Here is a 13,291-nt window from a genome sequence, read left to right as displayed (position 1 = left end):
TGCAAGCTTCTACTACGGTTATGCCGGAATTTTCAAAAGCTGGTTTTTTTGAAGTTAAAGATAGCGGGCGTGACATATTTAATTTTAATGTAGGGTGGCGCTTTTACAAAGGAGAAGCTTCGCAGGCGGAGCTCCCCGGCTTTGATGATTCAGACTGGGAATTGGTGAACTGTCCGCACGGCTTGGAGTGGATTTCAACCGAAGCTAGCGGTTGTAATAACTACCAGGGAGAAGCCTGGTACCGGAAACATTTCACCATAGACCCGTCAATTGAAGGTAAAGTTCTGAACCTCTATTTCGAAGCCGTGATGGGTAAATGCAAGGTATGGCTCGATGGCGAGCTACTTGGGGAACATTTTGGAGGTTACCTGCCGTTCTCGGTCGAGCTTACAGGAAAAGTGAAAGCCGGTGAAAAACATGTTCTGGCCGTTTGGGCAGACAACAGCAACGATCCGGATTATCCTCCTGGCAAAGCTCAGGATGTACTCGATTTCTCGTACTTCGGTGGAATTTACCGCGATGTCTGGCTTATTGCCACCAACCATATCTACGTGAGTGATGCTAATCGCGCGCGCAAGGTAGCTGGTGGAGGGCTCTTTGCCCGTACTTCTTCTATCTCGGATAATGAAGCTGTTATTAATGTACAAGCTGATATACGGAATGAGGCTAAGATAGATGAAAACGTACTTGTTCAGCTGGTTCTTAAGAGTGCCGAGGGGGAGGTTGTTTCACGCTCTTCCGTTCCGTTGGAAATTGGTGCTGGCTCTTCGGCAACCATCAGCAGGGAGATCAAGATAAAAGGAGCAAAGTTATGGACACCGGATGATCCATATCTCTACAAGCTTGAAGTGCTGGTCCTGAATAAAAAGAAGCAGTCTTTAGACGGCGTTGCAACAAAAGTGGGGGTCAGGATAATTGATTTCAGGGGAAAAGATGGATTCTACCTTAACAACGAACCCTATCAGGGCAAGCTGGTAGGGGCAAACCGTCACCAGGATCATGCCTATGTGGGTAATGCGCTCCCCAACCTGGGGCAGTGGCTCGATGCATGCATACTGAAAGAGGCAGGCTGTGATATTGTACGCGCAGCTCATTACCCTGTCGATCCTGCATTTATGGATGCATGCGATGCACTCGGGCTCTTTTATATTGTGGCCACGCCAGGCTGGCAGTTCTGGAACGATAAACCGATCTTTGCCGAACGAATTTACGAAGATATACGAAACATGGTCCGCCGCGACCGGAATCACCCTTGTGTACTGATGTGGGAACCTATTCTTAATGAAACATGGTACCCAGTCGATTTTGCCCGGATTGTGCACAATATTGTACATGAAGAATGCCCCGGGCAGGGAGTTTTTACAGTGTGCGACTGGGAAGCCAGGGGGCAGGAGAATTTCGATGTGATATATTCGCATCCTTTTCAGTATGGCTTTTGGGATTACAAGTACGACAATACGCCTGAAAATGTTAAAAAGATGTCACTCGATTACGAAAAGGAGGATCGCTGTTTCTTCAACCGTGAGTGGGGCGACTGCGTAGACAACTGGAATTCTCACAATTCCCCGAGCCGGGTGAGTCGCGGCTGGGGCGAGCATGCTCAGTTAGTGCAGGTAAAGCATTATTCCAATCCTGATTATTTGTATACCTGTTGGGAAGCATTATATCAAGCACCCCGCCAGCATGTTGGAGGAGCTTTATGGCATTCGTTCGATCACCAGCGGGGTTATCATCCCGATCCGTTTTACGGAGGTATAGCTGATGTTTTCCGACAACCAAAGTATTCGTATTACCTGTTCGCAAGCCAGCGTGATGTCAGTGATAAAAATCTCCCGATGGTATATATTGCTCATGAGATGACTCCTTTTTCAGAAAAAGATGTAACCGTTTTTACAAACTGCGATGAGGTCCGATTGATTGTCTTGGGAAAAGACACATTGGTTCAGAAACCTGCAGATTTGGGGATGAAAATGCCGCATCCGGTGGTGGTGTTCAAAGATGTGTTCGATTTTATGGATATGAAGGAACTGTACCGAAAGAATAATGCGGCTGATGCCAACATGATTGCTGAAGGGTTGATCAATGGAAAAGTGGTTGCGCGGTATTTGAAGAAACCAGCTCTTCGGCCCGCTAAAATAGTGCTTACTCTTGAAAACAAGGGTGTCGCTCCTGAAGCAAACGGTTCAGATTTTGTGACTGTGGTCGCTTCGGTTACCGATGCAGAGGGTAATGTGAAAAGGTTGAACAATTCATCAATCCGTTTTGAGGTTGAGGGCGAAGGAGAAATATTGGGCGGCCCTGAAAGTGAGGCCAATCCGCGCAAAGTGGAATGGGGAACAGCCCCGGTGCTTATCCGGTCTACTTTGAAACCGGGATTAATAAAGGTCAGGGCATCGGTTATTGATGAAGGTGTCCACACGCCTGCAGCGGGAGAGTTGATATTTGAAACAGTTCCAGCGAAAGATCGTATGATATACAGCGAAGAGGGCAGGGCTTCAGCAAGCGTTTCGTTAAGTGTAGTGAACGTTGATAAAAACAATGACACAGAAGATCTTTCACGGAAAGTGACGGAGCTGGAAACCGAACTGAGGCAATATAAGCTGAAAGAGGTAGAACGGCAACAACAAGAATTTGAAGGAAAATAGATTCCCCTGCCCGTTTAGAATATTCTAAACCGTTATAAAATTTTATCCCGTTGATATTAAAATGCTGTTTCGCTTTAATATCAGCGGGATTTTTTTGGCCTTCTTCTTTTTACCGTGGTAAATCGTATTATCACTCTACTTCATAACCGTGAGGATTCCATTTATTGAAACACCAGCAATAAAAGGGTTGAGTTATTATTAGTCTATCATCAAGGGCTCAACAGCTTTCTAACACCATCAGCCTGTACAGCATATACTTTGCAGTTGATATTCCATAAATCGGCTGGGAGGGTGAAGGAATACTTGTTGCTGAAAAATTTCAATTCATCTCCCTCCTTCACTTCAAAACCAACTGCTTCATCACCATTGCTTATGGTAATGGCATTACCTGTTTTAGAATAAGAAACAGATTTTGTGATTTTGGTGTTGTTTTTGTACTGTTTGTTAAGTTTGCCCACATCTCCGTAATTTGCTCCGTCGCGATCTTCAATATATTGGATTACCTGTTTTGGTTTGGGGTAATTTTTAGATTTCACATATGTGATAGTTTCATTCACCATCTCCTGTGTGACTTTAAGATGAGCCTCGTAATACTGATTTATTATTATATCGACAGGACGGAAAAATCCCCAGAAACCGAAGAAATCGGTTAAGTCGAGCTTGGCTGCATCACATGCATTACGCACATAGTTTAGTTGCGACCATCCGGGATTGTTAGCTATGGGGCGTCGGCCTGATTCGCGTGATATAGAGAAGAGTTTCGGGAAAAATTGCACATCATTTTCTAACCAATGGAAATAGCAGTATAGCTGCCAGTTCATTCGCAACGAAGCGTGTCCAATATCTTCACCACTGTAAGTACCTACGTTTGTGAAAACACGCTTCTCCAGTACGAGTGCCTTATTGTTTTGTTCCATTGTTTCGCCACGTGTCGGGAAAGAGGTCATTTTGTGGTGAATGAGATTTGAAAAGAGGTTGTTTGATGTTTCGGTATTCCCTGCCCAGTTTATTGCTCCCTGGTTCATGTGACCTATTTCGTGTGCCGGCCCCCACGGGTCGTCTTCGTTTTGAAGCATTACTGCCGGATTTAGAATTTTATATAGTGCACCTTCTCCAAAATTTGTCTGATAATCCTGTGCCGACATATAACCTGTTGGTGTGGAACGTGCATACATCCTGTTGTTCATTTGTTCGGGATAAATTCCTTCCCAGCCCATCAGGCTTTGTTGCCATGTCACCATCTCGTCCCAGAAATTAACAGTAGCAATGATTTTGTTGGGAACATATTTGCGAAATCCGTTATCGGTTACAAATTTCAGCATCATATGATTACCTTTTACATCGAAATAGGGGTAAGTTGCGGCAGCCAGCAGTTCTTTATATTTTTCGTCGGTTTTATGTATATTTATGTCCCAATATCCGTTCACCTTGCCGCACTGCATCGGGAAGCGCACGGTAATTGGCTTAGCCATTGGCGATTGAATATTGCTCACGTTGTACATAATATAGAACAATCCTCGATTACGTAGCCTGATTTTGTTTATTCCTTCGTTCAGCATGTAATTGTCGCCATTGAAATTTCCGTCGCCAATACAACGAAGTTGAATTTGGTTACCATTTGTTTTTCCGACTAAAACTATTATTTCTTCGTTTGCTTCGCCATAAATTCCAGTACAATTATCCAGTACCCCACGCTTGTTTATGATTAGTTTTTCTGCCCACTCCTCTGTTATGCTATACGGTTGATAATTAGCTATTCGGAAATCACGAGGATATGTCTCCTTTTTCATGCTTGTAGCAATGCTTCCGAAAAATAGAGGCAGTGCGTTTATTTCCGCGCGTCTGTTACTCCCGTTTTAAGTGCGGAGCACGAAATATCAGTAAAAACAGTGAGCAATTTTCCCGATAATGGATTGTCGGTGTTTATTTTAAAGAATTCCATCTCGTCGCAACTGGCATAACCGCCCAATCCCGATAGGACTTCAAATTTGATTTTTGTGGGTTTTTTCAATCCGTCTGGAAAGGTGATTTTTGAGGGGCTGCTGGTTTCTTTGAAATCATAGTCGCCATATAAACGGTATTCCTGTTGATCTTGCGTTGCTACATATAGTTTTAGTCTCCCGAAGTTGCCATTTCCGGAACGTGTGTGGTAAATAAAGTAATCAATTATGTCGGGCTTATTGTCGAAATAGTATTCGAGTATTACCGGAAAAAAAGTTTTTCCAAGCCACGGAGAGTGATAAGGTGATCCTCCGAAGACACCATCATAGGTGTTTTCAATATTCTGTCCAGGCTGATATTGGTTGGCTTTACCCGAGGAAGGTATAATTTTTATATCTTTCGCCACATCCACTTCACTTACAGATCCCTGGGCCGGCTTTTGGGTTACAAGCAATGTGTCTCTAGCAAGGGTTTGTTCTATAGGATCTGCCGACTTAAATATGACCATTGCCGTTCTTTCAGCCGGAGACTTGTTTTCCGTTATGCTGACATTATAGATTCTGGCTGTTTCGCTGTTTATAGTACATGTCACCCAACTAACCTCCTGTGGTTGAATCTCAATATCTATCTTTTCCACGTTACTTGTTACGGTTATGTTTCGGGTTGATGATTTGTAAGGCAAGTACAGCGAATCGGGCGATAAAGCCAGTGCCGGCGAATTGCCAAGTTGCTTCACTGTGACAACCCTCTCAAGCTTATCGCCGGTTACAGTTACTGCGCATTCCCTGGAGGCTGTTCCCCTGTTTTCTTTAACACTTATAATAAGCACATTATTATTTATTGAGCTTTTGGAAGCTGCACACCAAAGTGGTTCCGACGACTTTGCACTCCAACCCGAGATATTTGTAACAACTTCAATTGAGCGGCTCTCAGATTTTGTCTCGAAATTCTGGGTCAACTCTTTGATCTCAAGTCTTGGTTCTTCAATAATTTCATCTGGTGAATTGCATGAGCAAATTACTACAAACAATGATGAGATAAAATACAAAAACAGGTTGATTGTTCTCATACGGATTTTTGTAAAATTTTTACAAGCTTTTCTCTCTGCTTGCAAAAATGGATTTTGATTTTAAAATAATTGAAATAATTTTCTGCTCACCATAACCGTTATTTTCATTTGCCTCCTACTAATTCTGAGTCCCCTATTATAACTCTTTTCTAATGAAAATATTCCAAAACCACATTGATATTCAGCGAGTTGAAAACTATTAAAACCGGATTTGGGGATTTTCGGAGCAAACTCAATTCTTATTTTTTAAAATCTGCCTGGACCGGAAATTGCAAGGCAATTGCTTTTAATGCCTGTTATATCTCAAAACAAGTGAAAATGCAACTAATTTTAAATTACATCCTGCATAACGGGTATACTTGAAACTTGCCTAAAATTTATTACACCTGTTAAAAAAAACTATCGATTCCAGCTCTTTTTTAATAATCGTTTCCTCTTCGGCTGTCACATTCTGAAATGGTGTGCGGTTGATGCCCAGGTCCAGCCCAATCAGCTTCATGATTCGTTTACCGGCCACAATATTTCCTCTGTACCGTGCAATTACATTTATAACCTCCTGTGCAAAATTCTGATGATCTCGTGCTTTTTCGATATTACCTTTGTTGTATTCGTTGATCACCCCAACAAGTGAACTTCCAATATAACTTCCAGTCCCACTGATGCCGCCTTGCGCACCTCCCATTACTAACGCCGAAAGTATGGTCTCGTCCTGCCCGTGGAGCATATCAAACTTCCCATTTTCATATAACATACACTGGTTGTATTCATAAAGGCTCTCAAAGGTATATTTAATGCCGGCCAGATTTGGAATGCGTCCTTCAGCCTTTTTCAGAAAGGGCAGCATGGGAAGATAAACACCATTCAATGCCGGGATGTGATAGAAGTAAAATGGCAGGTTGGGTGCACCTGTTGCAATCTCTTCACAATATTGCACCAGTTCTTCCACCCTTCCCGCTTTCGGGAATGGGGAAGCCATGGCTCCAACGCCGAAAGCCCCGATATCCTGCGCATGTTGTGCCATCCTGTAGCTATCCTTTATGCAGGTGGCTCCAACGTGCACAATAACTTTGAATCCGTCAGGTGCTACAGACATCCATTTTTCGGCCAGTTTCAACCGTTCTTCCACTGTCAGCATATAGCCTTCGCCTGATGACCCGTTTATGAACACCCCTATCAAACCATTCTTTTGCAACATGGTTGCATAGTCAGCTATCGGTCCTAAATCTACTTCACCCTTTCTGTCGAATGGAGTGAATGGCGCTACAACTAAACCTTTGATTTTTTCAAATTTCATAATTCCCGTTTTTGTTTTAAATTATTAATCTGTTTTTTCTTTATCGTGCAGATAGGTGAGCTCATGCTTCGGCTTCACAAAAAGTATCATCAAAATTATGGCTGCCAGCACCACAATAGATAACTTGCTGAAGTCGGCACCCAGATTACCCGCGTCTGTAGAGCTTCCCAGTATCAGCGTAACGGCATAACCCGCGAATACACCCATCATGTTCATAATTCCATAAGCAGTGGCACGGTATTTCTGAGGAATAATCTGGCAGAGTATCGGCATATTGTTTGTGTCGAACATGCCGTATCCAATGCCAAAAAGCATTGCTGCTCCAATCAGTCCGGCATATGTGTGTCCATACCCCAGCAGTATGAGAGAAGGGATGGTTAGTGTGAGTCCGATGACACTGGTGTATATGCGGCCGCGGATATTTTTCTGAACCCAACGGTCGGATAGCGGTCCTCCGATAAGCACGCCGATAAACGAGGCTATGGCGATGGAAATGGTAGCCATGGGCCCGGCTTTAGCCATTTCAATTCCCAGGTTTTCGGAAAACAGTGTGGGGAGCCAGTTTTTTGTTGCCCAGCCGGGAAAACTCGGAGCCATAAAGTAGAAAAGCATTATCCAGAAAGAGACAGTGCCCAGGATAATCCCAAATGAGCTTAAAACAGACGTTTTATTAATGCTTGCCTTTTGGGGATCCACATTCAGCCTGGCTGTCTTGGTGCCCGCGTGTCCCTCTTTGTCGTGCAGCAGGAAAATAAGCAGCATGGCATATACAATCCCGGCAATTCCGAACCAATGGAAAACCGTGTGCCATGAATAGTTTGCCGCGATGGTTGCACCGAATCCGCCGAGCGCCTGCCCGGCATATAATCCCGACATGTGAATGCCGATTGCCAGCGACCTTGTCTTCGACGAGTGGAAATCGGCAATCATCGCCAATCCCGTGGGCAGGTAAAGCGCTTCGCTGACGCCCATCAGCGCACGGAGCCAATACACCTGCTGAAAAGTTTGCGCGTAGCCTAATCCGTACGTTACTGCTGACCACACAAACAAGCTCCCTACAATCAGCCATTTGCGGTTTATACGGTCGGCAATTATTCCGGCTACCGGACTCATCAAACCGTAAATAAGCAGGAATATCCCCATTATTCTGCCGAAGTTTTCTGCTATAGCTAACTCTTTAATATCCATCTGCATGGATGATTGCATGGTGGAAAGCATTTGGCGGTCGAGATAGTTCAGCAGCGCTACAAACCAAAGCAAACCGACTAATATCCACGGATAGGCTTTACTGTTCTTCATATGTCAATCTCTCCTTTAATCGTAACTGGTGTACGAACGCCCGGTTTCAGTTCACCTTGTACGGCGTATAGCTCTTTTCCGCTGAAAACGAGTGTTGCCCCCGCACGGGCAGTGTTGGGTGTAACGTCAATTGTCTTCCATTTACCGGTAAACGTGTCAAATATACGACATTCCTGATTGAATTTGTAGTATTCTATGGGTTGAGTCATATAATTTTTCGAGAATTCAAAATTTTGCTGTTTACGCTCGTCAGCTGTTAAGTCTGCTTTGATTGCTATGCTGTGTTGAGAAGCTAAGGCATAGAGAAATAGATCGTGATTCACGCCTCCCAAACAAAGTATATACCTGTTGTCAACCGGCATTGCTGCAGCACCTCCGAGAGAAAATGGCTTTCCGGTCCCCGGATCGATCTGCTCTCCAGCCTTTCCCCATTTCCCGGCTGTGACATCATAGCAAAGCACATCGGTTGCCATTGCCGGTTTATTTTCGGTATCCCCGCCAAAGAAACCACCGAACAGGTAGACGTAAGGTTTCCCCTCTTCTTCAACGGCTGCCATCACAGGCTGAACGCGGGGCAGGCCCGGATAATCGGGTAAAACCGTCCATCCCGAATCGGTCTTCGCATCCATGAAATAAAAAGTATTTGACGGTTTCCCGTTCACGTTTCCTCCCCCAATAAAGACTTTGTCTCCAATAGAGCACCCGGCAAAGTTATCCATGGTGGCAGGTAATCCCGGGAACGGCTTCAGATCAATAGTGCCAGTCCCTGATAAGGAAATTCTATAAACGCTCTTCAGTGATTGCGAAGCGGTGCTTCCGCCAATCCACAATGCACCGTCCGAAACGGGGACGGATACACCGTAAGCCGATGAATGGGGCAAGTGTCCTATAAGCTTCCACTTATTTTTTGTTGAATCGTACAGCATAATTTCATTGTAAAATGCTTTCGAACCGCCTTCAAATCCGGGTTTTCCGGGGAAGTTGGCCCCGCCGGCAACCACTAGCTTGTTGTCTATTAGTGCAGCGTATGTAGCTGATAACCCCTTTGCCAGGTTATTATTCAACCCTTTTGTAGTTAGTTTTGTCCAGGTTATTTTCATATCGTTATTTGTATTGTTGTGTTCTGTGCGTGACGGTATCATTTCGGCAAAGGTTACAGCTAAATTTTCATTTGAAAAGGTTGAAGCTGGTAATTCTTCACCATTCACAAGGTTTCCATCGGAAAAGGAGCTCCATCCGTAACGTACGTATTTGGGATTTCTCACCATTTTTGAACTAACTCTGACAACATTCCCAATAACCTCTGCAGTTGCCGGATAAAACAATCCCGGATACTCAGCCAGCTCGAACGAGCGAAGAGGCTCCCCGTCAGAGGTGTGCAATCCTTCGGCATATTCGAAAAAGAGCCAGCCCTCTCCTCCATCGAAAAAGAGATCGCGAAACAACGGACCGGATGGAACAATATCCGTTATCTCGTATGTTCGATTTAGAGCCCATCGTGCAAGGCGTTCCCCGATCTGTTTTTTCTGACGCGGATGTACGTCGGTACTGTCGCCCAGATCTGAAGAGACAGCCATGCCGGTTTTTGGGACAAGGGCTGATAATCTGCGCTGACTGTCTCTAAGGTGCCCCCAGGTTTCTCTACCGGTTGCCGTACTGGAAAGTTGTACGAAATAAAAAGGGAACTCCCTATCCCAAGCCTTTCTCCAGCTTTTCACGAGAGTGGGGAAGATCACTTCATGCAGTTCCACATTATGCTCGTTCGATTCTCCCTGGTACCAGATAACTCCGGTTATATTTAATTTTGTGATTTCTGAAATGCCGGCTTCGTAAAGGTAGGCTGGATGGTAAGGATGTCGCTGCAGGCTGTTTTTGGATAACTCTATGTTCTTTGTTGCTCTTTCCCGGCACCAACTGTTTATATAATCGTTATTGTTCCAGTTTTGAAACATATCAACCAAACGGGGATGGCGTTCAAGTGTTAGCCGGTCTATCCATGCTTCAGCAGGTGAGCCACCTGTAGCATTCAGTATAAGTCCCATCGGGACACCTGTTTCCTGATGGATTTTTTTCCCAAAATGGTATGCCACAGCAGAGAAATTTCCGGCTGTCTCCGGTGTACATCGCTGCCATTCACCCATAGTAAAATATTGTAACCGGTTAATTTTTTCCAGAGTCTCCTCTTCCCATGCCTCATTATTGGTATAGGCAACAGGTTGCATATTGAGCAGACGTATTTTCGGGAAGTTGGCACCAGGAATATCTTCAGATGCTGTGGCTGCTTTACTTAAAATGAACTCCATGTTTGATTGACCGGAACAAAGCCACACATCGCCGATAAGTATATCTTTTAATATTATTTTTGATATTCCGTTCTCTATAACCGCCGTATATGGACCTCCTGCTTCCAAAGCTGGAAATTCAATCTCCCATTTTCCGTCAGCGCCAGTCACGGCTGATTTTTTATATGTGTTGAATTTTACCGCGACCTCACTCCCGCCATTGGCAGTCCCCCAGAATACGATTGGTTGCTTACGTTGCAACACCATTCCGCTTGAGAATGGAGGAGCTAACCTTAGTCCGCCATACTCTTGGGTAATTGCACCATAAACTGTTCTTGCAATAATACCGGCACCCTCACCGGTTGGATGTACTGCATCAGGCAGTAGGTCGGGACGGCGGTATAGCGGCGTATGAAGGTCAATAAGTGCTACATTATTGATCTCAGCAACAGTTTCAAGAGCATCCTGTACCTGCCAGAACCAGTCCCTGGTACTCGACTTGAATCGTTTGTGCCCGGTGAAGATGGGTGTTAACCTGCAAATTTTCACCTCTGCCCCGGGGTTTATTGTTTTAAAGGTATCAATCAGGCTGGAATAATCTCTTACGAACTCATCGCGAAATTTTGGCCAGCTTCTCGGATCAGTATCATTAAGCCCGAGATGAATGATAACGATATCCGGTTTATATGAAATCGCTTCTTCAAACTCGGGTAATATCCAATATGGCCTGAATCCGTTCTTTAACAATGAAGCGCCGCTGTGTCCAAAGTTTTTTACTTCATATTCTTTACCCAGCATCGCTTGTAGTTGAGCCGGATACTTTTCATCCTGGTTCTCAATTCCCACACCAAATGTCACTGAGTTCCCCACACAGGCTACTTTGACTGGGCCTGCAAAAATCCGTATTCCAAAAATCAGGAAAAAGAGTATAAAAAAATTTACATTCTTCATATTGTTGTTGATAGGATAATTGCAAAAATAATTAAAAATTCAAGAGCATGAACTAAAAATGTTCAATGCTCTTGAATAGGAGTGTTTAATTACGAAAACTTGCAAAATAAACCAATAGATGTATCTACTATTTGCTGTAATATAGATGATTGAATACTTTTTAAAGGCCGACTAATTGACAACATAATTTTCTAATTTAATTTCTGAGTCCTCTCCGAAAACCTTAAAACCCAATTTTATCGGTTTGCAACTTATTGAAAATCAATGATCATCTTGTGAAATTTTCAAGAAAAAAGACTTATTGGAGGAGACTCATTTCTCGATGCGAAAATAGCAGAAAATTAGATGTATTAATCTCTTCGGGCACATGTCTTTCAAGAAGAGTGTTATAAAGATGAGCTGCTTGAGTTTTTACCTTTCATCCAGAATCGTTCGATCTCCTCCAGTGATTTACCGGCTGTTTCCGGCATAAGCTTCCATACGATCAACATATAAGGGATACACATGATACCGAACAGGAAGAAGGTTCCGGCGGGAGTAAGGGTCTCAAGCATCCACGGTGTAAGTTGCCCGATGAGATAGGTGCCTATCCAGAGAGATAGTCCCGCTATAGACATGGCGGTACCACGGATGCGGGTAGGATACATTTCCGACAGAAAAACGAAAATAACAGCACTAATGGATCCGGCTGTGAAAAATATGTACATTAGAAAACATACTAACAGGAAAATGCTTGATAGATTCCATGTGTCTCCCATTAAAAAGTAGGTTCCGATAAGCAAAAGAGAAACAATCATACCAGATACACCAATATAGACCAGCTTTTTCCTGCCTATCCTGTCTATGATTAAAAGTGCCAATATGGTGGTGCCCATATTTACCAGACCAATAAGCGACTGGTAGAACAGGGAATCTCCGCTGGAGAGCCCGCTGGCTTCGAAAATTGACGGTCCGTAGTACAATACGGCATTTACTCCCATAAATTGCCCCAAGATAGCAATAGCGGCTCCTATAATTACTGCACGGAAGATACCCGGGCTTAAAAGCAATTTCCATTCAGATTTTTCTTCCGACTGCAGCATCGACTTTGTTTCGTTTATCTGAAACGAAATAACAGATGAGTCATTATATATTTTTGCAAAAATAGAGGATGCCCGGCTTTCCTGTTCTTTTACAATCAGCCATCGGGGGCTTTCCGGAATAAAGAAAATGATGATAAAGAACAGTAGGGCAGGTAATGTTTCAGCTCCCAGCATACCTCGCCATACTTCTGTTCCAAATATTTTGAGTAAAAGGGGGTTGCTTGAGGAGAAATTTACAGACAGGTCAAGTAAAAAGTAATTCATCAGATAAGCTCCAAGAAACCCGACTGTAACGGCAAGCTGGTAGAGCGATACCATACGTCCCCGGTGCGATGCGGGTGAAACTTCCGAGATATACAGAGGGCATACTACGGATACAATACCAATACCTACCCCGCCAATCATACGATAAATAACTAGCTGATCAAGATTGGCAGAGACAGCACATCCTGCTGCAGAAACAGTAAAAAGTATAGCTGAAATCAGCATTGTTTTTTTGCGTCCCAAACGGTCACTTAATGTCCCGGCGAAGAGTACACCTGTAATCGACCCAACCAGAGCACAGCCTACATACCAGCCACTTTGCAGAGTTGTAAGCGAAAACTGACTGGAAACCTGCGAAACGGTTCCGGATATTACAGCCGTATCGTAACCGAATAAAAAACCACCCAATGCAGCAACAACGGACAGAAACGTCACATAGCCTAAATTATTTACCTTGTTCATCT

The 13,291-nt window shown here is 43.9% G+C and carries 7 protein-coding genes; 1 reads left to right on the top strand and 6 read right to left on the bottom strand.

All coding sequences use genetic code 11. From position 1 onward, the window contains the following. Nucleotides 1–20: 20 nt before the first annotated feature. On the top strand, nt 21–2,645 hold the full coding sequence (locus KDN43_RS02290; RefSeq protein ID WP_407681801.1) for a glycoside hydrolase family 2 protein: 2,625 nt from the start codon (nt 21–23) through the stop codon (nt 2,643–2,645). 209 nt (nt 2,646–2,854) lie between these two features. On the opposite strand, the gene KDN43_RS02285 is transcribed toward KDN43_RS02290, so the two are convergent. The 6 genes from KDN43_RS02285 to KDN43_RS02260 all read right to left on the bottom strand — a co-directional run bounded on the left by KDN43_RS02285 (nt 2,855) and on the right by KDN43_RS02260 (nt 13,289). Then, the gene (locus tag KDN43_RS02285; protein WP_238868083.1) at nt 2,855–4,435 is read right to left on the bottom strand and encodes a M60 family metallopeptidase; all 1,581 of its coding nucleotides are present in this window, start codon (nt 4,433–4,435) and stop codon (nt 2,855–2,857) included. Nucleotides 4,436–4,473: 38 nt separating this feature from the next. After that, entirely contained in the window at nt 4,474–5,655 is a 1,182-nt protein-coding gene (locus KDN43_RS02280) for a BACON domain-containing protein (RefSeq protein WP_238868082.1), read from the bottom strand. A gap of 370 nt (nt 5,656–6,025) precedes the next feature. Beyond that, nucleotides 6,026–6,949 carry a dihydrodipicolinate synthase family protein gene (locus KDN43_RS02275; protein ID WP_238868081.1) on the bottom strand — a complete coding sequence of 308 codons (924 nt, stop codon included), beginning with the start codon at nt 6,947–6,949 and terminating at the stop codon, nt 6,026–6,028. Between the two features lie 24 nt (nt 6,950–6,973). Then, the gene (locus tag KDN43_RS02270; RefSeq protein ID WP_238868080.1) at nt 6,974–8,248 is read right to left on the bottom strand and encodes an MFS transporter; all 1,275 of its coding nucleotides are present in this window, start codon (nt 8,246–8,248) and stop codon (nt 6,974–6,976) included. Beyond that, nucleotides 8,245–11,481, bottom strand: coding sequence for a cyclically-permuted mutarotase family protein (locus KDN43_RS02265; RefSeq protein ID WP_238868079.1), 3,237 nt, complete (start codon nt 11,479–11,481; stop codon nt 8,245–8,247). The genes KDN43_RS02270 and KDN43_RS02265 overlap by 4 nt, the downstream gene beginning before the upstream one ends. Nucleotides 11,482–11,867: 386 nt before the next feature. After that, nucleotides 11,868–13,289 (bottom strand): sugar porter family MFS transporter, encoded by a 1,422-nt coding sequence (locus KDN43_RS02260; protein WP_238868078.1) that lies wholly within the window; start codon nt 13,287–13,289, stop codon nt 11,868–11,870. Nucleotides 13,290–13,291 lie beyond the last annotated feature (2 nt).

The organism is Proteiniphilum propionicum (assembly GCF_022267555.1).
In the GTDB taxonomy this organism is placed as follows: Bacteria; Bacteroidota; Bacteroidia; order Bacteroidales; family Dysgonomonadaceae; genus Proteiniphilum; species Proteiniphilum propionicum.
Note: the sequence above shows the minus strand (reverse complement) of the source record. Positions and strands in the feature narration are given on the sequence as shown.

Bases quoted from the DNA above. Each gene is read 5' to 3' on its own strand.
- KDN43_RS02290 (WP_407681801.1), top strand. From the start codon at position 21: ATGCCGGAATTTTCAAAAGCTGGTTTTTTTGAAGTTAAAGATAGCGGG.
- KDN43_RS02285 (WP_238868083.1), bottom strand. From the start codon at position 4,435: ATGAAAAAGGAGACATATCCTCGTGATTTCCGAATAGCTAATTATCAA.
- KDN43_RS02280 (WP_238868082.1), bottom strand. From the start codon at position 5,655: ATGAGAACAATCAACCTGTTTTTGTATTTTATCTCATCATTGTTTGTA.
- KDN43_RS02275 (WP_238868081.1), bottom strand. From the start codon at position 6,949: ATGAAATTTGAAAAAATCAAAGGTTTAGTTGTAGCGCCATTCACTCCA.
- KDN43_RS02270 (WP_238868080.1), bottom strand. From the start codon at position 8,248: ATGAAGAACAGTAAAGCCTATCCGTGGATATTAGTCGGTTTGCTTTGG.
- KDN43_RS02265 (WP_238868079.1), bottom strand. From the start codon at position 11,481: ATGAAGAATGTAAATTTTTTTATACTCTTTTTCCTGATTTTTGGAATA.
- KDN43_RS02260 (WP_238868078.1), bottom strand. From the start codon at position 13,289: ATGAACAAGGTAAATAATTTAGGCTATGTGACGTTTCTGTCCGTTGTT.